The organism is Pedobacter psychrotolerans, assembly GCF_004340665.1.
GTDB classification, from domain to species: domain Bacteria; phylum Bacteroidota; class Bacteroidia; order Sphingobacteriales; family Sphingobacteriaceae; genus Pedobacter; species Pedobacter psychrotolerans.
The window spans coordinates 332758-356137 of record NZ_SLWO01000001.1 but is presented as its reverse complement, the minus strand read 5'-3'; the positions used below and the strand labels follow the sequence as shown (position 1 = coordinate 356137).

The following is a 23380-nucleotide window of genomic DNA, read 5'->3' as shown; positions in this document are numbered from 1 at the left end:
ATGTCTGCCCTCTCCTATACTGATCATTTTAGTATCAGATTAAAAAATTCTATATCCTAAACCAACAGTTAACAAATTCAGCTTTGTTCCAGGGTAACCATCTTTATTTAATTTAGACAAGCCCAATTCGTAACGTGCATCGATGCTTAATTTCTTAATATCAAGTGCTGCACCAAATTGCCATGCAAATGCTTGATTTTTAAAGTTTCCATTAAAAACATTTCCAGTAGCCTGACCAAAACTTTGTTTCTCATCTAAGATAAATGAAACCATTGGTCCAGTGTTTAATCTAACGCCAACGCCCAAAGCACCAATCTTAGTTCCAACCAATAATGGAACATCCAAACTGGTAAAACTTACTTTATTTACCTGGCCTGTTGCATCACTAACTAGATTCGTTTTCTTACCTGAGATATAAAGCTCTGGTTGAAAATGAACGCCTGCCCCACCAATTCTCGCCCACAAACCGCCGTAAAAACCAGCACGATTATCACTACTGAAAGTATTATCGCTATCAAACTTTGAAAAATTTGCTCCGGCTTTTAAACCTAGCTGGAAAGTTGGTAATAACTGTGCGCTTGCAAAAAAGCATGCAAATAGACAGGCAATAGTTAATGATAAAGATTTCATATAAAATAGGATTAAAGTTAATTAGCTAGTCGCATTGTTGATTGCTTCTTGTTCTTTCAAGGCATCAACATTGTTCTTATCGCCAAAATTCTGTGTTTTCCCTGCAAAGTAATCTAAAATTCCTGATATAGTATCTAAGTTATCTGCTAAATTTTGGTGAATATCTGGTAAATCTTTTTCTAACCTGCCATCGCCTAGTTCGATATTATCTACTTCAATTTTACCAATCTTTTGGATAAGTGCGGTTTGTGAGTTTTGTAAATCTTCTAACTCACGCACAATTTTTTCCATTAATTCGAATTTCTGTAAGGTATTCATAGGTTCTTTATTTTAATTTATACTAATATCCTTATAAACCCACTTAGCCTCAATTTGTTTTTATTTACCTCATCTTCCCTCAAAATTTGGAATCATCACTTATAACTAATAAATTAGTTTAAATATTTATAGTGATGAAAAACATATTCTACTCCCTGCTGCTCATGTTATTATCACAACAATGCTTTGCAAAATCCTCAACAGTTGATCAAGAGAAATTACTCGATCTTTATCAAAACCAGAAATATGCAGAAGCTGCTCTATATTTAAGAAATATCTATACAGATAATACCAATAATCAAAAAGCATTAATCCAAATAGGGTATTGCTTTTTAATGGCTAGTAATAATGTAGAAGCTGAAAAATATTATAGCAAGGCCTACCAACTCCAGCCGCAAAATCTGTCCATCTTGTTCAGTTTAGGGAATATCAGCACCCGGCGGGGAAATCAACAAATGGCAAAAAAGTATTATGGGGAGATTGTTAAAATCGACAGTAATAATTTTAGCGTTTACAAGCTCCTTGCTAATTTATATCATTCGGTAAAAGACTCCATGAGATCTGTTTACCTTCTGAAGGCCAATCGACTTAATCCAAATGAAGCGGATATTGCCATTGATCTGGCAGAAGTACACGGTGTGAACCAAGAGTATGAAAAAGCGTATCATGTGCTAGATGTCGCCATTAAGGCTGATATTGAAAATCTGGTATTACAACGGACAAAACTTCTTGTAGCCAATCAGTTAAAAAAGTACCAGGAGGTAATTACTTCGGGAGAAATATTGTTGAAAGATGGAGATGATGCAACAGTAATTAGAGATGTAGCCAAGGCCTACTATTACACTAAAAAATATGATCAGGCCATTAAGCATTTTTCTAAACTCGAAAAACTTTTAATGCAGAATGAGAACACACTATATTTTACATGCTTAAGTTACCGCTACCTCAAAAACTATAAAATGGCCGCAATTTATGCTAAAAGAACAATTGAGGAGGCTATCTCACCAAATACAGCAAGTTATTATGCATTATTAGGCCTAACTTATGAAGAAAATAATCAATTTAAGTTGGCTAACGCAGCTTATAAAAAAGGATTGCAGTTTAAGGCAACGCCAACCCTTTACTATCGCCTCGCTACACTTTATGATACTAAACTAAAACAGCCTAAACCTGCTTTAAATTATTATAAGCTTTACCTTGGAAGTAAACCAAATGCAGAAGATGACCAGGTAGAAATCAAATTTACCAAAGAAAGAATAGCGCAATTGAATCTTGCCTATTAAACCAAACCCTCAAAAACTGGTTTTACATGATCCCAGAACTCATCCAAAGCAATGATTCTTGGCTTAAAAAATGAAATGAGTTGGGGCCAGTGTTGCTGGTTAAAAATACTTACCCCAGATATAGTGATTGATATCTGACTGATGGTTTTCCCGTAATCATCGGTAAAATCTCTTGTCCAGTCCCACTCCTCTTCTAATGTATTGGTAAGCATTAGTTTAAATTCTTCAAACTGATCAAAAATGAGGTGACGAATATCCTGATCTGGATGAGACAACTGAATAGCAATACTTGCTTTTTTATTGTCAACATCCATTTTAAAGAAGATATTTTTTACTCCTGTTTTATAGTTGATCCAATGAACGGTGCTGCCACTTGCCGAAGGAACGGGTTTCATGTATTGCCCAAAACTAATCCAAAACTGTTGCCTTAACCTGGCCGCTTCATCTTTACTGTACATACCAATTGATTAATTAAAAGGCAAATTTATTTATTCATTAACCTGGCCACGTACTTGCCAATAATATCAAACTCTAAATTAACGGTATCGCCCACCTGAACTTCCTGTAAATTTGTATGCTCAAAAGTATATGGAATGATAAAGACAGAGAATTCATCAGCAGTAGAGTTAACCACAGTTAAGCTAATCCCGTTTACACAGGCTGATCCTTTTTCTACTGTTACATTTCCTGCACTTGAATCATATTTGAAACGATATTCCCAGCTTCCATCCAATTCTTCACGTTTAATACAAACAGCTGTCTGATCAACATGCCCCTGAACAATATGACCATCCAAACGTGCATTCATCTGCATACACCGTTCTAAGTTTACCCGGCTGCCTACCTTTAAATTACCTAAGCTGGTTTTGCGCAATGTTTCATCAATAGCGGTTACTGTATGTGATCCATCCTGAAGTGATACAACCGTAAGGCAGACGCCATTATGGGCCACACTCTGATCTATTTTAAGTTCTTGACTAATGGCTGATGAAATGGTAAAATGAATATTGGTATGATCATTTTTGATGGCGGTAACTTCGCCCAGTGTTTCTATAATTCCGGTAAACATGTATGATTAGGTGTTGAGATTTCTGCAAGATTCTTTTCTAATTATTCAGAAGAAAGTCTGACAGAAATCTGTATTAATATTTTAATCTATTTTTTCTCCAGTTGGATGATTGTGAAGGTGCCTGCTCTGGCGCTTTCTTAAATACATCCTTTTTAAAGAACTTTGCAGCAACAATTGCGGCAATCATCGCTTCATCTTCATTGATTTCGTTTAACCCATCTGGTCTGAAATATTTGGACACGAAATGGGTATCAAAATTACCACTTTTAAAAGCTTCATGTTGCATGACAAAATTACCAAAAGCCAAGGTAGTTTCTATCCCCGTAATCTCATATTCTGCTATTGCCCTCACCATTCTGGATATTGCTTCCTCGCGATCCTTTCCGTAAGTAATCAGCTTTGCAATCATCGGGTCATAATAAATCGGAATTTCCATGCCTTGTTCAAAACCATCATCCACCCGCACACCATTTCCTTTTGGCGTTTTATAAGTTTTAAGAATTCCGATATCCGGAAGAAAATTATGGCTAGGATCTTCCGCATAAACGCGAAGTTCTATCGCATGACCATTTATTTTTAAATCATCCTGATTAAAACTTAAGGGCTTTCCTTCAGCAATTTTAATTTGCTCTTTTACTAAATCCACACCAGTGATGAATTCCGTAACGGGGTGTTCAACCTGTAAGCGTGTATTCATTTCCAGAAAGAAAAAATCATGGTTTTCATCCAGAATAAACTCCACTGTTCCAGCTCCGGTGTAATTTACGGATCGAGCTACATCAACCGCACACTTGCCCATTTTCGCCCTGATTTCAGGAGTAAGTACAGATGAAGGTGCCTCTTCAACCACCTTTTGATGACGGCGTTGTACCGAACATTCTCGCTCAAACAGATGAACAATATTACCATAATGATCTCCGAGAACCTGGATTTCGATATGTCGAGGTGAAGTAACGTAGCGTTCTATAAACACTGCTCCATCGCCAAAGGCGGAAGTGGCTTCACTCACTGCAAGATCCATTTGCTCTTCAAAATCATCCACGCTTTCTACAATCCGCATACCTTTTCCACCTCCCCCTGCGGCTGCTTTAATCAGGATAGGAAAGCCTACTTCAACAGCTCTTTCTTTTGCCTCATTCACATTGGTAATGGCTTCTTCCGTTCCGGGAACCATGGGAATTTGATATTTTAATGCTGCTGCTTTAGCTGATAATTTATTCCCCATAATCTCCATTGCTTCGGGAGATGGCCCAATTAAGATTAACCCAGCATCTGCAACCTTTTTTGCAAAAGCCGCATTTTCAGATAAGAAACCGTAGCCGGGATGAATCGCATCAGCGCCTGTTATTTTGCATGCATCAATAATTTTTTCACCAACCAAATAACTCTGATTTGATGGCGCCGGGCCAATACATATCGCCTCATCGGCGTAACGTACATGCAGCGCATTTCTATCTGCTTCAGAAAATACAGCAACAGTTTTGATCCCCATTTCTTTTGCAGAACGCATAATGCGCAAGGCAATTTCCCCACGGTTAGCAATGAGGATTTTTGAAATAGGCATTTGAAATTTAAAATTTTCAGGCATTTGGCTATTCAATTTAAATAATGCAGGGTTAGCAATGCAGACTTCGAACTTCTAATTGTAAACTCCCGACTTCACTACAAATGTAATATTATTTCAATCGCACGATCAATCATCGCCTGACTAAGATCTAAATGGGTTACCAATCTTACCGTGCTTGCGCTGGTAGTACCGCAATACAATCCTTTTTCTCTTAATTGCTGTGCAATTTTTTCAGCTGTTCCGGCGGCCACTTCAAAAATAACAATGTTGGTTTCAACAGGCAATACAGAAAGTACATACTTGGTACTCAATAACGCAGTTGCTAAGGCCTGAGCATGCTGATGATCTTCCCTTAACCTTTCTACATGATGATCCAGTGCATATATTCCTGCTGCAGCTAAAAAACCTGCCTGACGCATTCCTCCGCCAAAGGCCTTTCTAATTTTGCGGGCTTTCCTGATCATATCTTTACTGCCTAAAAGTACTGATCCAACTGGTGCACCCAGCCCTTTAGATAAGCATACCGAGATGCCATCAAAATACTTTCCGTAATCATGTGCCTTATCGCCAGTGGCAATTAAAGCATTAAAAATCCTGGCGCCATCCAGATGCAATTTCAATCCTTTGATATTGCAAAGGTGATGAATGGGGGCAATCTGATTCAGACGATAACATTTTCCTCCACCTTTGTTTACGGTATTTTCCAATACCACTAAACTGGAATTTGGATAATGGATATTGTCTTCATTAATTTCAGGCTCTATCAGTTCAGGGGTTAAAATTCCTCTGTCCCCATACAATAATCTTACTGAAGCACCCGAATGGTAAGCAATGCCGCCAATTTCATAACGGTAAACATGAGCGGTCTGGTCACAAATGACTTCATCCATAGGCTGGGTAAAACATTTAATGGCAATTTGATTGGTCATGGTGCCCGATGGACAAAATAAACCTGCCTCCATATTAAAAATATGACAGAGTTTTTCTTCCAGTGCTGCAACCGTTTCATCCTCGCCAAAAACATCATCGCCTACCTGCGCAGTCATCATTGCTTCCAGCATACCTGGAGTTGGCTTGGTTACCGTATCGCTCCGAAAATCTAAAAAGTTGTTATTCATTTGCACTTAAATTGTAAAATCTTCTTGACTTGTTAAAAAAAAGACTAACGTCTTTTCGGGTATAATAATAAGATTTTGAGGCGATTAAAGCCCCTGTATAGTGTATTTTTTACACACTTAAATTTCAACAACAATAAATTGTTAAAAAATTATTAAAAAAAAGGATACAAAATATAAGAGTTTTTATACTTTTATCGTGCTAAAACCAAAAATAAATAAAATGATAGTAATTGCAGACGGTGGATCGACCAAAACAAACTGGTGTCTGATTAACGAGGCCGGCAGAAAAATTTACTTTAACACCGAGGGTTACAATCCATATTTTTCAAAAGGAGAATACATTGTAAAATCTCTAAATGAAACTCTTCCAGACCACTTGGAAAGAGAAAAACTAACTGCTGTTTATTATTACGGCGCTGGATGTTCTACCCCGGGTAATGTAAAGATTGTGGCTGATGCCATGAAACAGGTTTTTATTAATGCCGAAATCTTTGTTGGTCATGATCTTCTTGCTTCTTGCAGAGCACTTTTAGGTAACGAGCCTGGATTTGCAGCTATCTTAGGAACAGGTACCAACTCTTGTTTATATGATGGAAAAGACATTACCCTTAATATTGATTCTTTAGGTTACTTCCTGGGTGATGAAGGTAGTGGTTCATTCATAGGTAAACGCATCTTAAGCGATTACATGAAGGGTTATATGCCAAAAGGTTTACGTGAGGCTTTTTATGATAATTATGCCTTAACGAATGAAGATATTTTTGATAACATTTACAATAAGCCATTACCAAACCGTTTTTGTGCCAGCTTCAGTAAGTTTTTATATGACTTCAAGGATAACTATGAAGATTATGCCTTCAGCACAATAGATTATGCCTTTACTTCATTTTTTGAAGCCTTAGTGATTCACTATCCAAATTATAAAGACCATAAATTAAACTGCGTGGGTTCTGTAGGTTACAGCTTTCGCGATATTTTAAGTATTGTTGCTGATCGTTACGAAATGGGTGTTGGTAAAATTATCCGCTCACCTATAGATGATTTAGTTCATTACCATTTAGAAACAGCTAAGAAGGGATAGTTTGGAGTATTGAGTTGGGAGTCAGTCAATAGTCCTAAGTCAAGAGTCTTAAAAACAAAAAAGTCCCGGTTTGAAAATTTCAAACTGGGACTTTTTGCTTGCCTATATAGCCGTTCAAAGCTATTTACTCCATCTGTTAAAAAGAAATTTCTTTGCCAAATAACTTGGCGTATTTGCGTTTATCAAAGCGATAAAGTGTTGCAGCACGATAAGAAACACCTTTTTGTTTTTCGTCAAGCTCTTTTAACACACCAAAGCTTACAATCTTTTTTCTAAAGTTTCGCTTATCCAGTTTTTTACCCAAAATAAGTTCATATACGTGTTGTAACTGCGTAAGCGTAAATTTTTCAGGCAACAATTCAAATGCAATTGGCTGGTGTTTAATTCTACGCTTGATCTTTTCCAACCCTTTATCATAAATCTTCTGGTGATCGAAAGCCAGTTTTGGAAGATCAGTAATCGGCATCCAGTTGGCCCGTTTTGCATAGGTACTAATAGGACGAGGTTCTTTATCACCGCCTAAACGAATGAGTGCATAATAGGCCAACGTAATTACTCTACCTTGTGGGTGCCTATTGGGATCGCCGAAAGCATAATACTGCTCCATGTAAATTCCACGCAAGCCAGTAAGCTCATATAAAATCCGGGCAGCAGATTGATCTAAGCTTTCATCAGCACCTACAATATTGCCGGGCAATGCCCACCAATCTTTAAAAGGCTCTTCATTTCTTTCAATAAGCAGGATTTTTAATTCCTTACCATCAAAGCCAAACAAAACGCAATCTATTGAGAATACTGAATCTAAATGAGGTAAAATTTCTTCCAAGGTAAATTTTAATTATATTAAACAGATAAAGGTATGACTTTCAATATTAAGTAAAAAAAATAAAAAAAATTACTTAGTGTAAAAATTACACACTATATTCGTAACATAGATGGAGCCAAATATTAAAAACATAGCCGTACTTACTTCTGGTGGTGATGCCCCAGGCATGAATGCGGCAATTAGAGCTGTTGTGCGTACCGGAATTTACCATGGCATTAACATGTTTGGTGTAATGCAAGGATACCAGGGTTTAATTACAAACAACATAAAACCAATGGATGCCCGATCTGTAAGCAATATTTTACACTTGGGGGGAACAATTCTAAAAACAGCACGCTGTTTAGAGTTTAAAACAGATGAAGGTCAACAAATTGCCTATCAAAATTTAAAGAAAAATAACATTGATGCCTTAGTTGTGATCGGCGGAGATGGGACCTTTACTGGTGCAAAGCGATTTTCTGAAACTTTTGGAGTGAAGGTGATCGGTATACCTGGAACAATTGATAACGATTTAGTAGGTTCTGATTTCACCCTGGGCTACGATACTGCCATTAATACAGTTATAGAAGCTATTGATAAAATCAGAGATACTGCAGATGCACATGACCGGTTGTTTTTTATTGAGGTGATGGGAAGAGATTCAGGATGTATTGCGTTGAGAAGTTCAATTGCCAGTGGTGCTGAAGCTGTTTTATTACCTGAAAGAGCAACCAGTGTAGAGGAGTTGATTAAGAAACTCGCTTTGGGTGCAGCAACTAAAAAATCATCAAGCATTGTAATTGTTGCTGAAGGGCACAAACAAGGTGGCGCTTATGATATTGCTAAAAAAGTAAAAGAGACATTTGATCATTACGACACGAAAGTCACGATCTTAGGACACCTTCAACGGGGAGGCAGCCCAAGTAGTTTCGACCGTATATTAGGAAGCAGACTTGGTTTTGCCGCTGTAAACGCACTTATTGCAGGAGAAACTGAACAAATGGTAGGCTTACATGGCAATGCGATTAAGCTAACCAGCATTTCGGAAGCCTTAACCGCACATAGCTTTAAGCTTGAGCCAGATTTAATGGAAATGACTGAAGTTTTATCCATATAACATGATAGCAGTAGTTTACAGTGGATCGAGAACTGCATTTTGGAAATTAACCCAAAATGGTAAAGTGGTTGCACACTGCAATACAACTGGAATTAATCCAACATTTGTTGATGCTAAAATGATTCTGCAGATCCTGAACAAAAAAGTTGTTCTGGTAAACCATGCTGAAAATATTAAGAAAATATATTTCTTTGCAGCTGGCGCTTCATCTGCTGACAGGAAAGATGAATTGGCCAACACCTTATCTTCTTTTTTTAGATACAGTAAGGTTTTTGTCGAAAATGATTTGTTTGGCGCAGCTAAGGCTGCCTGCTATGATCAGCCTGGAATTGTTGGTATGTTAGGGAGTGGTTCAAATTGCGCATACTTTGATGGTAAAAAACCTGTTAACAATTGCTTTGGACTAGGTTATATTTTAGGAGATGAGGGATCTTCTAACTATTTTGGCAAAGTGCTTTTAAAAAGCTTTTTGAGTGAAGCGCTACCTGAAGATCTTGAATCAAAGTTTATAAGAAATTTTAACCTGGATCGCCCACAAATTTTAGAAAGAATATATAATAAGCCACAGGCCAATATATTTTTAACCTCTTTCTTTGATTTTTTTACACAAAATATAAAACACGAATATATCCTCAAATTAGTTGATGAGGGTTTTGAAAAATATTTTCAAACTTATATATTACCCATGGTTGCCAAGCACCAGGAAGAAGACATACATTTTGTTGGAAAAGTAGCTGCTGAATTGGAAGATCAGTTACAACTGGTTGCTGAAAGACATAAACTTAAAATTAAAACCATTATTAAAGAACCAATACTAAATTTATTAAAACATTACACTAATTAACAAAAACAATGAGCAAAATTGGAATAAACGGCTTTGGCCGTATCGGCAGACTGGTTTTCAGAGCCGCATTAAAAAGAGGACTAGAAATTGTAGCTATTAACGACTTAATTGAGCCGGATTACATGGCCTACATGTTAAAATATGATACTACACATGGTAAATTTGATGGTACAATTGAAGTTGTAGATGGTAACTTAGTCGTTAATGGTAAAACAATTCGTGTAACGGCAGAAAGAAATCCAGCAGATTTGAAATGGGATGCAGTAGGTGTTGAAGTAGTAATCGAATCTACAGGTTTATTCTTAACCCGTGCTGATGCTGAAAAACATATCGCAGCAGGTGCTAAGAAAGTTGTTTTCTCTGCTCCGGCTAAAGATAGCGACATCCCTACTTATGTTATGGGTGTTAATCATGATAAATTAACGGCTGATCAAACTATCGTTTCTAACGCATCTTGTACTACAAACTGTTTAGCTCCTATTGCTAAAGTTTTAAATGATAACTTCGGAATCGTTGAAGGCTTAATGAGTACTATCCACGCAGTAACAGCTACTCAAAAAACTGTTGATGGTCCTTCGGCTAAAGACTGGAGAGGTGGCCGTGGTGGTTTCTCTAACATCATCCCTTCATCAACCGGCGCAGCTAAAGCAGTAGGTATGGTATTACCAGAATTAAAAGGTAAATTAACTGGTATGTCTTTCCGTGTTCCAGTTGCAGACGTTTCTGTAGTAGATTTAACTGTTCGCTTAGAAAAAGCAGCAACTTACGAAGAAATTAAAGCGGCAATGAAAGCTGCATCTGAAGGTGAATTAAAAGGCGTGTTGGCTTACACTGAAGATGAGGTTGTATCTTCTGACTTCATTGGTGATGATCACGCTTCTATTTTCGATGCAAAAGCAGGTATTTCATTAAATGATAACTTTGTAAAAGTGGTTTCATGGTATGATAACGAGTGGGGATATTCATCTGCACTTGCTAAATTTGTTGAATACTACGCAAGTTTATAATCAAAAATAGCCATTAGGCTAAATAAAGTATATTTAAAGCGACATTATCTTTGATAATTGTCGCTTTTTTATTACAAATCTAATTTTCACTAATAAAATATTATTTGTAATCACCCATATAATACTTAAGCACTTAAAAAATAGTCTTTAAATAAATATTATCCTTAAAAAAGTCTCATAAAAGACACAAGACATCTATCATTTTTAAAAATTTAACTAAAAAAGTGATTTATTTAACTTATAAAGTTAAAATTTAATACTATTTAACAATTACTTAACATATTTAGGACTTATATTTGAAACGTGGTTATTTTTAAAGGCAGTTTGCTTCCGAAAAGTGGGCAACAATTAAAAAATGACAAAAAAAATATATAAAAATTTCATAGTGTATTTTTTACACTATCATTTTTTTTACTATATTTGTAGAGTAATAAACGGAACGATGTTTATTACCATTAAAAAAGATAAATCATTCTCCTGCTAAAATTATTTTAAATGGAGGATTAAAGACAAAGCCTGGCTCATAACAGGTTTATATTTGGTTAGAAAAAAAGGAGACACTCGGATGAGGTCTCCTTTTTCTTTTTCAGATAAATAAGGAATTTGGGGTTTGAATATATATAGAAAGAAAAAGTTAACTAATCATCATAACCCGGAAAGATTACATTCTGTAAAAACTGTATTAATATTCTGAAGCAATAGACTTTTGCTAATTTCTAATGTAAAATAAACTGCAGGTAAACTAATGCCCTTCCTTAAAGTTGATAAAGACTAATCTGCCGATTGGCAACTTGATGTAACCAAGTAAAGATTTTGAATTTGGACTCATCATATAATGAGATAGAAGCAAATACATCAATAAATACTTTTTCTAAAATGATTTCAGCGGTTTGTTCATCTGCAACTTTTCTGCGCACCATTCCGTAAATGGCTGCAGCATATTGTTTATATAAGGATTTAAAAGCTTCAGAATTACCAGCTCTTAAATTACTAAGAAAAATTTCCTGATCATGAAGCCAAATATCTAAGCCATAGCTAGAATCTGGTTGGTTGGCTAGATTAAATAAAACTTGCATTTTGCTGATCAGTTTAGTATCTAACACCACATTTGTTTTATTTGTTCGATGAATGCACCAACTATCAAACAACCCAGCGGAATATGTAGAGAATCAAAGAGGATAGCCATTAATGCTAACACCTGAAATTGAAAAAAGCCATTGATTCCTCATGAAAACTTAAATATTCATACAGGTTTTGTACATTTGATTCGTTAATGAAAATTTTAATCTACTTTTTGAGTTTAGCCATCCTGCTGTTATCTTGCATCACTTGCGAAGATCAATTGAACTTGGATCTCAATCTAAAGAGAATTAATACAATCACAAAAATCTCAAAAACTGAAAGTATCCCTGATAATGACCACTGTTCACCATTGTGTACCTGCAATTGCTGCGGACAACCCATTGTAAACATCAGTAACGATATATCAGTTGTAAAGCCTAAATTATTTTCATTAAATAAAAAGAAATCTGGTTATAAAAGTAGAAATGTAACCGATTATACTCAGAACATCTGGCAACCGCCAAAATTGAATAATGTTTTTATCGTTTAACCGATTCCATTAGTGACCTCTATTAAGGGTCCGATTTATTCAATTTATTATATACCAATGCAAAAAATAATATTATTGCTATGCACATTTTTTTGTGTAGCCAGTGCTTGCGCACAAAACAGTCTTAAAATATCAGTCAAAAATAAGGTAGATAAAACCATTCTCAGTAATGCAACAGTGCTGATTAAAGGCACTAACCTTCTTGCTAAAACCAGTGCAAATGGTACAGCAAGTTTCGGTAATATCCCAGATGGTAACCAAATTATTATCATCAGAAATGTGGGTTTCCAAGAACAACGCCTACCCCTTACCTTCCCTTTAAACGAGGTTAAAACTTATGAAGTTTTTCTGGAACCAGCAGAAGATGAATTGGAAGAGGTTATTGTTTCTTCTACAAGAACCAGCAGATCCATCCAGAATACCCCTACTCGGGTAGAAACCATCGAACTGGAAGAAATTGATGAGAAAAGTAATATGCGACCGGCAAATGTTTCAATGATTCTGCATGAAAGCACGGGAATTGCCGTCCAGCAAACCTCAGCAACCAGTGCCAATGCCAGTATCAGGATTCAGGGGCTTGATGGTCGCTATACACAGCTTTTAAAAGATGGTTATGCCAGTTTCGGGAATTTTGCCAGCGGGCTAAGCATCCTGGAAATTCCGCCCCTTGACCTGGCGCAGGTTGAAATTATCAAAGGTCCATCCTCTACACTTTATGGTGCAGGAGCCATTGCCGGAGTGGTCAATTTCATTTCCAGAACACCAAGGGAAAAGGCTGATTTCAATTTCATCCTCAATCAATCAAATGTAGGCCAAACCAATATTGGTGCATTTAGTATGCAACGGAAAGGAAAATGGGGTTATAGTTTATTGGCATTAACTAATTTTCAAAAGGCTTATGATGTAGACAAAGATGACTTTACGGAACTCCCAAAAACGGACGATTTCACCGTTCATCCAAAATTATTTTATTATCCAAATGAAAAAACAACCTTAATTATTGGTAATGCCTTTACGAAAAGTAACCGCACAGGTGGAGATATTTTTGTAATTAACGATGGTGCAGATGCCAATCACCGATATTTTGAAAGCAATAAAAGCCTTCGCAACACTTCTACACTAGATTTTAGCTATAAGGTAAATGCGTCTAATTTATTAAAAATTAAAACCAGCTTCAATTACTTTAAACGAGATATAGCCATTCCTGATTATACCTTTAACGGAATCAATTACAATGCCTATACAGATATAAGCTATTTAAAAAACATCAAAAATCAAAGCTTGATTTTTGGGCTGAACATCGTATATGATAAGTTTGCTGAGCAAGATCAGCTTCCGAATCTGGCAAAAAATTTCACCACCAGAACTGCCGGTCTTTATGCACAGCAAACCTGGGATTTATCTGATCGTTTTAAGCTGGAGAGTGGCATAAGATTAGATTTAGTTAATTATTTCAATACGCTTTACCGCAAAAATGAAGCCTTCGTTTTACCAAGGATTTCTGCTTTGTACAAAATCAACGATCATTGGAGTTCAAGAATTGGTGGCGGATTGGGTTACAAAACGCCAACCCTCTTCACAGAACAAACTGAAACTTTTCAATACCAGAACCTTCTTCCGCTTAACAATGTTAAAGCAGAAAAAAGTTATGGCGGTACCGCAGATATCAATTATAAAACTTCCTTAGGTGCTGACTGGTTAATCAGCCTTAACCAAATGTTTTTCTATACCAGAATTAATAATTCTACTATTTTGCTTCAGGATAATTCAGGTTCATTTCATTTTGAAAATACTCCTCAACCTGTACAAAGCAGGGGCTTTGAAACCAATGCAAAAATCATTTTTAAAGAATACTTTAAACTTTTTGCAGGTTATACCTTCACTGATGCAAAAGCAGATTACCTGCCCGTTATTCAAAACATCAGGCTTTTACCAAAAAACAAACTGAATCTGGCTTTACTTTATGAAAAAGAACGCAATTTTAAGCTGGGGCTGGAAGGTTATTTTACCGATCGCCAATACCTTTATAACAATCAACTCACCAGTGCTTTTTGGGAATTTGGCTTTATGGCTGAAAAGGTTTTTGGAAAAATTTCCGTATTTATTAATGCAGAGAATTTCACCGATACCAGACAAAGCAGGTATAAAAGTGTGGTCAACGGATCACACCTTAACCCAAATTTCGACGATATCTGGACACACACTGAAGGCAGGACCTTTAATGGTGGGATTAAATTGAAGCTTTAAAAAGATAATCAACTAATTTCAAATAACAGTTGCCAAAGAAAACTATTTTCATATCTTTGCATCCGCTCTGGAAGCTTCCACTCCAGAGTTTAAGAAAGCCTTCCAGCAATGGGAGGCTTTTCTTATTTAATTCTATTTGCTTTTAAATATGGTCACAGCCAATGGAGGAAGGGTAATATCGATTGAATATTCCTGTCCACTATAACCCTCCTTATTGGGAATAATTTCTCCATTGTTATTGATTCCACTTCCGTAAAAGACAATGTCATCGGTGTTAAAAATCTCTTTCCATTTGGTTTTAAAGGGTACGCCAATGCGATAATGTTCGCGAACTACAGGTGTTAAGTTGATGGCAATGACCAAAGTATCTTTTGCTTTTGGTCCCTTCCTCATAAAAACAAATACCGATTCATCAGTATTATCTGCATCAAGCCATTCAAACCCTTCATAACTAAAATTGAAATGATAAAGTGCAGGTTCTTTCCGGTATAAAAAATTTAGCGCCTTAACCGTTTCCTGCATTCCTTTATGTCCGGGGTATTGAAGCAGGTGCCAGTTTAACGACTGCGTAAAGTTCCACTCGCTAGTATCGGCAAATTCATTTCCCATAAACAAGAGTTTAGCTCCGGGATGGGTAAACATATAACCATAAAGCGCCCTCAGATTTGCAAACTTCTGCCAGTCATCACCAGGCATTTTGTAGAGCATAGGCGATTTTCCGTGCACCACTTCATCATGCGAAAAGGGAAGCATAAAGTTTTCAGTAAAAGCATAGGTCATACTAAAGCTAAGCTGATGATGAAAATGTTTTCTTTCCAGGGTATTCACCTTGAAATATTTGAGCGTATCATTCATCCAGCCCATCATCCACTTCATTCCGAAACCAAGACCGCCAGTATGAACAGGGTGTGTTACGCCCGGATAAGTACTACTTTCTTCAGCAATGGTTTGAACCCCTTCAAAATTCCCATATATAGCCACATTAAGATCCTGAAGAAATTGAATGGCACCTAGATTTTCACTTCCACCGTATTCATTAGTAGCGGCATCGCCATCTTCTCTTGAAAAGTTAAAGTAAAGCATAGAAGCCACGGCGTCTACACGCAATCCATCAGCATGATATTGGTCTATCCAAAAAACGGCATTGCTGATTAAAAATGAACGAACTTCGTTGCGGTCATAATTAAAGATATAAGATTTCCAATCGGGATGAAATCCCTTTTTCATATCCGCATGCTCATAAAGGTGTGTCCCATCAAACTCATAGAGCCCGTGCCTGTCTCCGGGAAAGTGTGAGGGTACCCAATCCAAAATTACTGCAATATCTGCTTTGTGAAATGCATCAATAAGGTACATTAAATCTTGTGGAGTGCCATAACGGGAACTTGCGCCAAAATAACCTGTAATCTGATAGCCCCAACTTGGAAAATAAGGGAATTCCATTACCGGCATTAACTCTACATGAGTAAAACCCATTTCTTTAACATAGGGCACTAGCCTACTGGCCACTTCCCTGGCATTAAGCACACGTTCAGGATTTCCCGGATCACGTTCCCATGAACCCAAATGCAACTCATATACCGAAATCGGTTGATCAAGGGCATTGATCTTTGCTCTTTTGGAAAGCCAAGTTTTATCTTTCCACGCATAATCAGTGTCCCAAACCACACTAGCCGTTTGTGGCGGATGTTCCCATTTTCTAGCATAGGGATCGCCTTTTAAATGTTCGGATTCATCGAAACCTTTAACAAAATATTTATAAACTGCGCCTTTAGAAACTCCGGGGATGAATCCTTCCCAAATTCCAGACTTATCCAGTCTCTTATAAAGTGGATAAGTAGCATTGTTCCAATCATTAAAATCACCTACTACACTAACCTTCAGGGCATTTGGTGCCCATACCGAAAAATATATCCCTTCTGTTTTTTCTACATTGATGAGATGAGAACCCATTTTTTCATACAGTCTGAAATGCTTTCCAACGGAAAAAAGATCAATATCATAATCTGTAAACAGGCTATATACCCAAACTGATTTGCTGGTATCTATGGGTGTAACGGCTATATTTTTTTCAGGTTGTTTTTTTAATGGCATAGTAAATTGACTAGATATATTTAACCCCAAACACTAAACAGCGTTTGGGGCTAAAAGATTTACAGACTTAAAATCTGTATTTCTGTAAAGTTTTTAAGGCATTTGAAGTGCAGCACATTTTTATCATCTACCTCATAATCGCTTACCTCTTTATTATCAACAATGATTTTTTTCACCTGAAATTTTAGTCCCATTAACTGGCATGCATAAAATTCATAATTCGGAGTATAAAGTCCTTCAATCCTTTGGTTAACCCTCAGCATCCGGGAATCTGCCTTTACGGTAAATTTTTTCTCCAGATAAATATCCTGTTCAAAGGCAAAGGTATCTCCATGATCTTCATACATGTATGAATTAACCTCATAATCACTGCTATAAATATTTAGAGAAACTTCGGTAATGGCCTTTTCATCAACATACTGCATCACCGGGTATTCTGGTATCACAGCACCAGCTCTTACAAAGATAGGCATGCTGTCAATTTTCGCTTCTACCGTATATTCGTTCCCACCTTCCAAAACTTCATTTGTCCAGAAGTTGTACCACGTACCTTTTGGCAGATAAACCTTTCTGGATATTGCGCCTTGTTCTAAAACAGGACAAATTAATAATTTATCGCCATAGCAAAATTCATCCTGACGGAAACTGTTGCTAATATTCTCTTGCTCAAGCATCACCAATGGCCTTAAAATTGGAAAACCATAACGGTGATGTTCCCAGAAAACGGAATAGAGATAAGGCATCAGGCGATATCTAAGCTCAATAAATTTCCTGTTGATATCTTCAAAAAATTCACCAAAACTCCAGGGTTCCCGCTCGGCTGTATCACCTGCAGAGTGTGCCCGCATAAATGGCGAAAATGTACCTAACTGAATCCAGCGGGTAAACAATTCCCCATCAGGTTCGCCACTAAAACCACCTATATCCGTTCCACAAAAAGGTACGCCAGAAACAGATAAGCGCTGGCATTGAATGTTTCCTATTTTAAGGTGTTCCCAGGTGGCAATGTTATCTCCTGTCCACACGCTAGCATAACGCTGCATACCTGAATAACCTGCTCTGGTTATGGTAAAAGGGCGTTTGTTGCGCATGAGTTTTTTAAGCCCTTCATAAGTTGAGCGAACCATTTGCATGCCGTAAACATTGTGTGCCTTGCGGTGTGATCCGCGAAAGCCATCATAATTATGGCGAACATCATTTGGAAAGGTTCCTGAGCCAAAAACAGCTGGCTCATTCATGTCATTCCAGAAACCTGCAACACCCATATCTACCAGTTCCTCATACAATTTACCCCACCATTTTCGCACTTTTGGGTTGGTAAAATCGGGAAACTGACAACGGCCAGGCCATACATGGCCTTCCATAAAGTAATCATCACTCCTTCTGCAGAAGTATTTATTATCTTTTCCTTCTTTAAATACCCAATAATCATCATCTACCTTAATTCCCGGATCAATCATCACAACAGTTTTGAAACCATCATTGGAAAGTTCCTTGATCATTCTGCGTGGATCAGGAAAATATTTTTTATTCCAGGTAAAACAGCGATAGCCGTCCATGTAATCGATGTCCAGATAAATGGCATCACAAGGAATTTTTCGATCTCTGAATTGCTTGGCAATTTCTTTAACCTTTGTTTCAGGATAATAACTCCAGCGACACTGCTGATAACCCAACGTCCATTTTGGAGGCATTGGATGGGTTCCTGTTAAGCTGGCATAACGTTTAACCACATCCATAATATGTGGCCCATGGATATAATAATATTGTAATTCGCCGCCATCTGCCCAGAAGCTGGTTTTATTTACATCCTCACCACCAAAATCGAAATATGATTTAAAAGTGTTATCGAAGAAAATGCCATATGCAGCTTCATTATGCAACCCGATATAAAAAGGAATAGTTCTGTATAATGGGTCCTGGTTCCAACCAAAAGAATAGGCATCAGTATTCCAGTTTTCGAAGCGACGGCCACGAAGATTAAAATTTCCTGATTTATCCCCTAGTCCGAAAAAGTTTTCTTCCGGATGGCATTTTTTTGTCGCGTAAATATAATAACCGCCAAAATCAGTATTCTCTTCCCAATGCATGGAGTTTGCCTCATCAACCATCACCAAATTGGTGATGTTATCAGAAAAGGAAATATGAAAGTTCTCTTTCTCTATTTTGCAGGTAACAGAATGGGTAGATATGGTATAATGACTTTCGTGCTCCTGCATTTTAAATACAGACACTTTTTGATCTACTTCAGGTACTGCATAAGAAAAATCATCCAGAAAAACGCCATGTGGCGCCATACGAACCCGAATAATCTCATCACTCACTACACGTATCTCAACCCTTGCATCTCCATCAGAGAAATAAAATCGATTCCCTTCTTTTTTTACTTTTTTTACGGCGCCGAGATATTGTTTAACAATTGGTTTAACCGATATGTCAACAGGATTGTTTAAATGCTGTATTTCCTGTTCAGTATCTACCAGTTCATTTACCTCATTTGGCTTATCGTTTTGCTCTTCCATCCTTTATTTATTCAAAATTTACTTTAAATCAGCTCTTAAACCGGGATGTGCTTAAGAAAGTACTATTATACAAATATTTTATAGCAAGATATAGATTTTTCAGTGTGTTTGGTTTGAGAGCCGAAATCTATTTTAATTCCATCACAAAAACTTTTCCCTGAGCAGAATTGGATTGAACATTAATAACATATTTTTTGCCTTCATTTTTAAAGACATACATTGCAAAAGGTTCGTCATCAGCTAAACCAAGTGTTCTTTTTTTACCGTTGAACAGATTTTCATGAAGCTTTTTTTTAGCTTCTTCATTGGATGGAAAGGTGCCTTCATAAATCATTGGTGCGCCTGATTTCTCTATCCATTCATCAAATGTATCGTCAAATAACAATTTATTAAAAGGCTTACCCTGATGGTCTTCAAATGCCAGAATCCCTAACTTCCCTTTTGTTGGGTATATTCCGCTTCCGATATAATTATTGAATACCACATCATCAAAAATTTCTGACGATCCATCTTTAGCATCTGCCATAACCAATTCACCTGTAGGCGTAAAGAAAGGAAATGTACCTATATTTTTAAGTTCAGGAACTTTGGCCCAAACAATGCTATCACCAGCTACAATCGGACTTTTTTGCTGATTTTGTTCCGTTGAAGTCAGGCTGGTATCTTGCTCATCATTTGAACTATCTTTCTTTTGTTTGCTGTTACATGCAGCTAATGAGAGACTAATGGCAATCAGGATAAATACTTTTTTCATTGGTTTGGCTAATCAGATTTATTGTAGTTTTCTTGTTCTGTAAATGTGCAAAACATTAATCAAAAATAATGAATTGAGTTGCTAAAAATAAGTACAATAAAAAAACCCGATACTTTTTAGGTATCGGGTGGCAGAGTATTTTTTAATTTACCTTTAAGGATTAAAAGAATAAGATATATAGTAAATGGCACCCGCAGCAGGGTTACCGTATGAAGTGATGTAATATTTATTCATCACGTTCGATCCACCTAACTTAATTGCCGATTTTACAGAAGGGATTTGTAAACTCACCTGTGCATCAAGCGAGCTATACGCCGGAACATCGCCAGAAGCAAATGAAGAATTCCAGTAAAATTTATCCTGCCAGCGGTAAGACACATTAAAGCCAAAGTTTTTAATAATTTCCCTGTTGCCTAAACCCAGATTAAAACGAATTTTTGGCGTATTAAAATCATTGATGTAGTTTACAGGTAAATCGCCAATCTGGTTATAGGAAACATTTCCGCTTAAAGTCCACTTATTAATCAGATAATCCAATCCTAAAGCTGCACCATAGGAGGTTACCTCTCCTGCTGCATTAACCGGAACACCAAATTTCACAAAAGTTGGACTGGCAAGCGTACCTACATTTTGATAAACATCAACAGCGGTAATGAAGTCTTTATAAATATTGTAATAACCATAAGCATCAATCAACAGGTTAGGCATAATTAAACCTTTGTACCCTAACTCGTAAGACTGCACACTTTCAGGACGCACGCCCCTGGTATCGAATGTATATTGTTGTAGCAACGCCGGATTGGCTGTACCTGTAGCTGCAGACGAAATAAAAGCACGATAACTTACATCGGTAAAAGGCTTATTAGTATCTAATTTATATTTCCCGAAAATAATTTCAGGCAAACCGCCAATCAAGCGTTGTGATCCGCCACCTACAGAAAGATCAATATATTGGTTTTGTGTGGTTGGATTGCGGTATCCGGTTTGGTAAGACAGCCTGATATTATTGTTTTTTGCTACCGTAAAAACTCCAGTGATTCGCGGTGTAAAGCGGCCTTCAAAATTCTGGCTTTTATCATATCTACCTGCAAAAGTAACCTTTAGTTTATCATTAAGCATTTTTTTACCAACCTGAGCAAATGCACCGTATTCATTGATATCGATGGATTCATTTAAATCATTAAAGATGGTTCCGGCAGAATTAAGATCATACAAACGATAGGATGCACCAACCTGAAACTCCACTACATTGTTAAATGCATTGGTAAAATTATACATGCCCTCATAGTGATAGAGATTGGATTTATCATCGAATTTCGCTCCATAAACACTTTTTGTCGGATCTGTGCTATTGATTGATGTAGCACTGATTGTAGTATTCATGATGGTATTTTTTGCAGCTTCATATTCAGCACTTCCTGGTAAAAACCTTCCTTGGTTGGCCGCATTGCGGGCAATTACATGTGCCGCGGCATCGCTTTGCCCGGCAGCCCTAGCCCCTACATAATTACCAATGTATTGTGGAAACCATGTGGTAGATGGCTTAGAAACTTCATTAATATAACTACCCAAAATGGAAGAAATATATGAATCTCCAGAACGCTCCTGGGTGGTGTATCCTTTTAAATAAAAATCCTGCCCCTTCAATTCAATTTTATACTGACCAATGTTGAAGTTCCTTAAAGAATAACGATCAGAGCCCGTATAAACGGAGGTACCTGTTCCCCAGTTGGCCTGTGCCACAGCCTGAATGGTGCTGGTAAAATTATAATAAACTGCTCCGGAAGCCTTAAGAGATTTAGTATCATAATCCACTAGGTCTGATTCATTATAACCTGTTCTGGATACATTCTGATTTGGAATTAAACCCGGTGTGTTTAAGCCTACATAAAAGGGCTGGGTTTGAGCATTTGAAGCTAAAAACGTATTAATCTGAGTTTGGCTAGGAACTAATCCTCCAGTAGCTAAACCGTAGTTCCGAACGTAAGTAGCCGTTCCGGCAGCCACTACACTTTGCGCAACATTACGCATATTCTGGCTTACTTCATCTCCATATACATTTATACCATCGTAATTTGTGTCACTGCTACGGTCACCTGTTTTTGCCGTTCTGGCATTCCGGTCAAAGTTAGAATAGTTATTTCCAAACCAGTCTTTTGCCTGAAGAAATGAAAATGCAGCCTTCACACCAAATTTTTTGTTCCATGATTTTGCCAACCGAACATCAAGTTGGTTAAAAGGTTGTACACTGCTGTTATCATCGTTAACATGGTTAACACCAGATTTATATTGAAAACTAGCTCCTTGATATTTAAATGGATCTTTGGAAGTCATTAACAAGGTTCCATTGATACCGCCTGCACCATACAATGCGGAAGATGCACCTGGTAAAAGCTCTACGTTATCAATATCCAGCTCGGTGATGCCCACAATATTACCTACAGAAAAATTCAGACCGGGGGCCTGATTATCCATACCATCAATATATTGGTTAAACCGCGTATTTCCGTTAGAATTAAAACCTCTCGTATTAATTGATTTAAAGGTTAAGCTTTGCATGCTGCTTTCCACACCTTTCATATTGTTTAAGGCATCATAAAATGAGGGGGCAGCAATTTCTCTAATGGTGGCGGCACTCATCCGCTCAATGGAAACCGGCGATTCAAGGATCCGTTCGGGAGTTCTGGATGCGGATACAACTACATCACCACCTAAAACAACTGCGGTCTCCATCTCTATATTAATTCCTGAAGTGGCATTGGTAATTTGCTGCTCTACGGTACCATATCCTACAGATGATGCAACCAGCGTAAAAGGAAGTTTTACTGAAGTTGAAAAGCTAAAAGTACCATTTGAGGTAGAAGCCGTACCCCCAGATTGTCCTTTAATGGTAAGGCTTACGCCTGCCAGCCCTTCTTTTGATTGTCTGTCTTTCACGATTCCTGTAACCGTAATACTTTGTGCCTGTGCAAATGAGTTAATTGTGCACATGAATAATAACACAAAGAAGATCTTTGTAAAAATTCTGCTCATAGATAGATGTATTTGGTTTGTATTATTAGTTATATAAACTTAAATCCTTTTTTTTAGATTCACAAACAATATTGGTGTAATATTTACGTATGAATTAATAATTTTGATTGACATTCAGTTTGTTGTATTTTGCAATCATTATAATTTGTCAGTTTACTTTATCTTAGTAATCTTGAGATCTTAGCTAATCATCATGAATAAATTAAAAGCAATATTTTGCATCATTATACCTATAAGTCTGGCTTTCCTTTTTAATACAAAAATTGGAAGTGCTCCCCC

Annotated in this window: 19 protein-coding genes; 7 read left to right on the top strand and 12 right to left on the bottom strand. The window is 37.1% G+C overall.

All coding sequences use genetic code 11. The features are described from left to right. Window positions 1-39: 39 nt before the first annotated feature. Entirely contained in the window at window positions 40-630 is a 591-nt protein-coding gene (locus tag EV200_RS01510) for a porin family protein (RefSeq protein WP_132529059.1), read from the bottom strand. A gap of 21 nt (window positions 631-651) precedes the next feature. Next, window positions 652-948, bottom strand: coding sequence for a hypothetical protein (locus EV200_RS01505; RefSeq protein WP_029283053.1), 297 nt, complete (start codon window positions 946-948; stop codon window positions 652-654). A 134-nt stretch (window positions 949-1082) separates the two neighbouring features. Between EV200_RS01505 and EV200_RS01500 the strand changes: the two genes are divergently transcribed. After that, entirely contained in the window at window positions 1083-2231 is a 1149-nt protein-coding gene (locus tag EV200_RS01500) for a tetratricopeptide repeat protein (protein WP_132529058.1), read from the top strand. Here EV200_RS01500 and EV200_RS01495 read toward each other — a convergent pair. The 4 genes from EV200_RS01495 to EV200_RS01480 all read right to left on the bottom strand — a co-directional run bounded on the left by EV200_RS01495 (window position 2228) and on the right by EV200_RS01480 (window position 5985). Next, the gene (locus tag EV200_RS01495) at window positions 2228-2689 is read right to left on the bottom strand and encodes a DUF4268 domain-containing protein (protein ID WP_132529057.1); all 462 of its coding nucleotides are present in this window, start codon (window positions 2687-2689) and stop codon (window positions 2228-2230) included. The two genes, EV200_RS01500 and EV200_RS01495, sit on opposite strands and share 4 nt — an antisense overlap. Before the next feature lie 26 nt (window positions 2690-2715). Further along, the gene (locus tag EV200_RS01490; RefSeq protein WP_132529056.1) at window positions 2716-3300 is read right to left on the bottom strand and encodes a riboflavin synthase; all 585 of its coding nucleotides are present in this window, start codon (window positions 3298-3300) and stop codon (window positions 2716-2718) included. Window positions 3301-3373: 73 nt separating this feature from the next. Then, window positions 3374-4888 (bottom strand): acetyl-CoA carboxylase biotin carboxylase subunit, encoded by a 1515-nt coding sequence (accC, locus tag EV200_RS01485; protein WP_229676706.1) that lies wholly within the window; start codon window positions 4886-4888, stop codon window positions 3374-3376. Window positions 4889-4962: 74 nt separating this feature from the next. Next, on the bottom strand, window positions 4963-5985 hold the full coding sequence (locus EV200_RS01480; protein ID WP_132529055.1) for a threonine aldolase family protein: 1023 nt from the start codon (window positions 5983-5985) through the stop codon (window positions 4963-4965). A 220-nt stretch (window positions 5986-6205) separates the two neighbouring features. On the opposite strand from EV200_RS01480, the gene EV200_RS01475 reads away from it, so the two are divergent. Next, a complete protein-coding gene (locus EV200_RS01475; protein WP_132529054.1) occupies window positions 6206-7066 on the top strand; it encodes an N-acetylglucosamine kinase in 861 nt (286 codons plus the stop codon). A 136-nt stretch (window positions 7067-7202) separates the two neighbouring features. Here EV200_RS01475 and EV200_RS01470 read toward each other — a convergent pair whose 3' ends face one another. Beyond that, on the bottom strand, window positions 7203-7892 hold the full coding sequence (locus tag EV200_RS01470; RefSeq protein WP_132529053.1) for an NUDIX hydrolase: 690 nt from the start codon (window positions 7890-7892) through the stop codon (window positions 7203-7205). A 109-nt stretch (window positions 7893-8001) separates the two neighbouring features. On the opposite strand from EV200_RS01470, the gene pfkA reads away from it, so the two are divergent. The 3 genes from pfkA to gap are packed head-to-tail and all read left to right on the top strand — an operon-like array spanning window position 8002 to window position 10839. Next, entirely contained in the window at window positions 8002-8988 is a 987-nt protein-coding gene (gene pfkA / locus EV200_RS01465) for a 6-phosphofructokinase (RefSeq protein ID WP_132529052.1), read from the top strand. Window position 8989: 1 nt separating this feature from the next. Then, window positions 8990-9832: a hypothetical protein gene (locus EV200_RS01460; protein ID WP_132529051.1), complete on the top strand. Its 843-nt coding sequence runs from the start codon at window positions 8990-8992 to the stop codon at window positions 9830-9832. An 8-nt stretch (window positions 9833-9840) separates the two neighbouring features. Beyond that, window positions 9841-10839: a type I glyceraldehyde-3-phosphate dehydrogenase gene (gene gap / locus EV200_RS01455; RefSeq protein WP_029283032.1), complete on the top strand. Its 999-nt coding sequence runs from the start codon at window positions 9841-9843 to the stop codon at window positions 10837-10839. A 755-nt stretch (window positions 10840-11594) separates the two neighbouring features. Here the strand turns inward: gap and EV200_RS01450 are convergent. Next, the gene (locus EV200_RS01450; protein ID WP_132529050.1) at window positions 11595-11915 is read right to left on the bottom strand and encodes an RNA polymerase sigma factor; all 321 of its coding nucleotides are present in this window, start codon (window positions 11913-11915) and stop codon (window positions 11595-11597) included. A gap of 197 nt (window positions 11916-12112) precedes the next feature. Here EV200_RS01450 and EV200_RS01445 point away from each other — a divergent pair, with 197 nt between their 5' ends. After that, window positions 12113-12451 carry a DUF6660 family protein gene (locus EV200_RS01445; RefSeq protein ID WP_132529049.1) on the top strand — a complete coding sequence of 113 codons (339 nt, stop codon included), beginning with the start codon at window positions 12113-12115 and terminating at the stop codon, window positions 12449-12451. A 57-nt stretch (window positions 12452-12508) separates the two neighbouring features. Further along, the gene (locus EV200_RS01440) at window positions 12509-14698 is read left to right on the top strand and encodes a TonB-dependent receptor (RefSeq protein ID WP_132529048.1); all 2190 of its coding nucleotides are present in this window, start codon (window positions 12509-12511) and stop codon (window positions 14696-14698) included. Window positions 14699-14830: 132 nt separating this feature from the next. Here EV200_RS01440 and glgB read toward each other — a convergent pair whose 3' ends face one another. The 4 genes from glgB to EV200_RS01420 all read right to left on the bottom strand — a co-directional run bounded on the left by glgB (window position 14831) and on the right by EV200_RS01420 (window position 23101). Next, entirely contained in the window at window positions 14831-16792 is a 1962-nt protein-coding gene (gene glgB, locus EV200_RS01435) for a 1,4-alpha-glucan branching protein GlgB (protein ID WP_132529047.1), read from the bottom strand. A 59-nt stretch (window positions 16793-16851) separates the two neighbouring features. Continuing rightward, the gene (locus tag EV200_RS01430; protein ID WP_132529046.1) at window positions 16852-19314 is read right to left on the bottom strand and encodes a glycoside hydrolase family 31 protein; all 2463 of its coding nucleotides are present in this window, start codon (window positions 19312-19314) and stop codon (window positions 16852-16854) included. 127 nt (window positions 19315-19441) lie between these two features. After that, a complete protein-coding gene (locus EV200_RS01425; protein ID WP_132529045.1) occupies window positions 19442-20068 on the bottom strand; it encodes a hypothetical protein in 627 nt (208 codons plus the stop codon). Between the two features lie 153 nt (window positions 20069-20221). Next, window positions 20222-23101 (bottom strand): TonB-dependent receptor, encoded by a 2880-nt coding sequence (locus EV200_RS01420; RefSeq protein WP_132529044.1) that lies wholly within the window; start codon window positions 23099-23101, stop codon window positions 20222-20224. Window positions 23102-23380: the final 279 nt, after the last annotated feature.

Coding starts and splice junctions, on each gene's coding strand:
- EV200_RS01430 (WP_132529046.1), bottom strand. CDS start 19,314: ATGGAAGAGCAAAACGATAAGCCAAATGAGGTAAATGAACTGGTAGAT.
- EV200_RS01495 (WP_132529057.1), bottom strand. CDS start 2,689: ATGTACAGTAAAGATGAAGCGGCCAGGTTAAGGCAACAGTTTTGGATT.
- EV200_RS01445 (WP_132529049.1), top strand. CDS start 12,113: ATGAAAATTTTAATCTACTTTTTGAGTTTAGCCATCCTGCTGTTATCT.
- EV200_RS01510 (WP_132529059.1), bottom strand. CDS start 630: ATGAAATCTTTATCATTAACTATTGCCTGTCTATTTGCATGCTTTTTT.
- EV200_RS01505 (WP_029283053.1), bottom strand. CDS start 948: ATGAATACCTTACAGAAATTCGAATTAATGGAAAAAATTGTGCGTGAG.
- EV200_RS01475 (WP_132529054.1), top strand. CDS start 6,206: ATGATAGTAATTGCAGACGGTGGATCGACCAAAACAAACTGGTGTCTG.
- pfkA (WP_132529052.1), top strand. CDS start 8,002: ATGGAGCCAAATATTAAAAACATAGCCGTACTTACTTCTGGTGGTGAT.
- EV200_RS01500 (WP_132529058.1), top strand. CDS start 1,083: ATGAAAAACATATTCTACTCCCTGCTGCTCATGTTATTATCACAACAA.
- EV200_RS01420 (WP_132529044.1), bottom strand. CDS start 23,101: ATGAGCAGAATTTTTACAAAGATCTTCTTTGTGTTATTATTCATGTGC.
- glgB (WP_132529047.1), bottom strand. CDS start 16,792: ATGCCATTAAAAAAACAACCTGAAAAAAATATAGCCGTTACACCCATA.
- EV200_RS01440 (WP_132529048.1), top strand. CDS start 12,509: ATGCAAAAAATAATATTATTGCTATGCACATTTTTTTGTGTAGCCAGT.
- EV200_RS01490 (WP_132529056.1), bottom strand. CDS start 3,300: ATGTTTACCGGAATTATAGAAACACTGGGCGAAGTTACCGCCATCAAA.
- gap (WP_029283032.1), top strand. CDS start 9,841: ATGAGCAAAATTGGAATAAACGGCTTTGGCCGTATCGGCAGACTGGTT.
- accC (WP_229676706.1), bottom strand. CDS start 4,888: ATGCCTGAAAATTTTAAATTTCAAATGCCTATTTCAAAAATCCTCATT.
- EV200_RS01425 (WP_132529045.1), bottom strand. CDS start 20,068: ATGAAAAAAGTATTTATCCTGATTGCCATTAGTCTCTCATTAGCTGCA.
- EV200_RS01450 (WP_132529050.1), bottom strand. CDS start 11,915: ATGCAAGTTTTATTTAATCTAGCCAACCAACCAGATTCTAGCTATGGC.
- EV200_RS01460 (WP_132529051.1), top strand. CDS start 8,990: ATGATAGCAGTAGTTTACAGTGGATCGAGAACTGCATTTTGGAAATTA.
- EV200_RS01480 (WP_132529055.1), bottom strand. CDS start 5,985: ATGAATAACAACTTTTTAGATTTTCGGAGCGATACGGTAACCAAGCCA.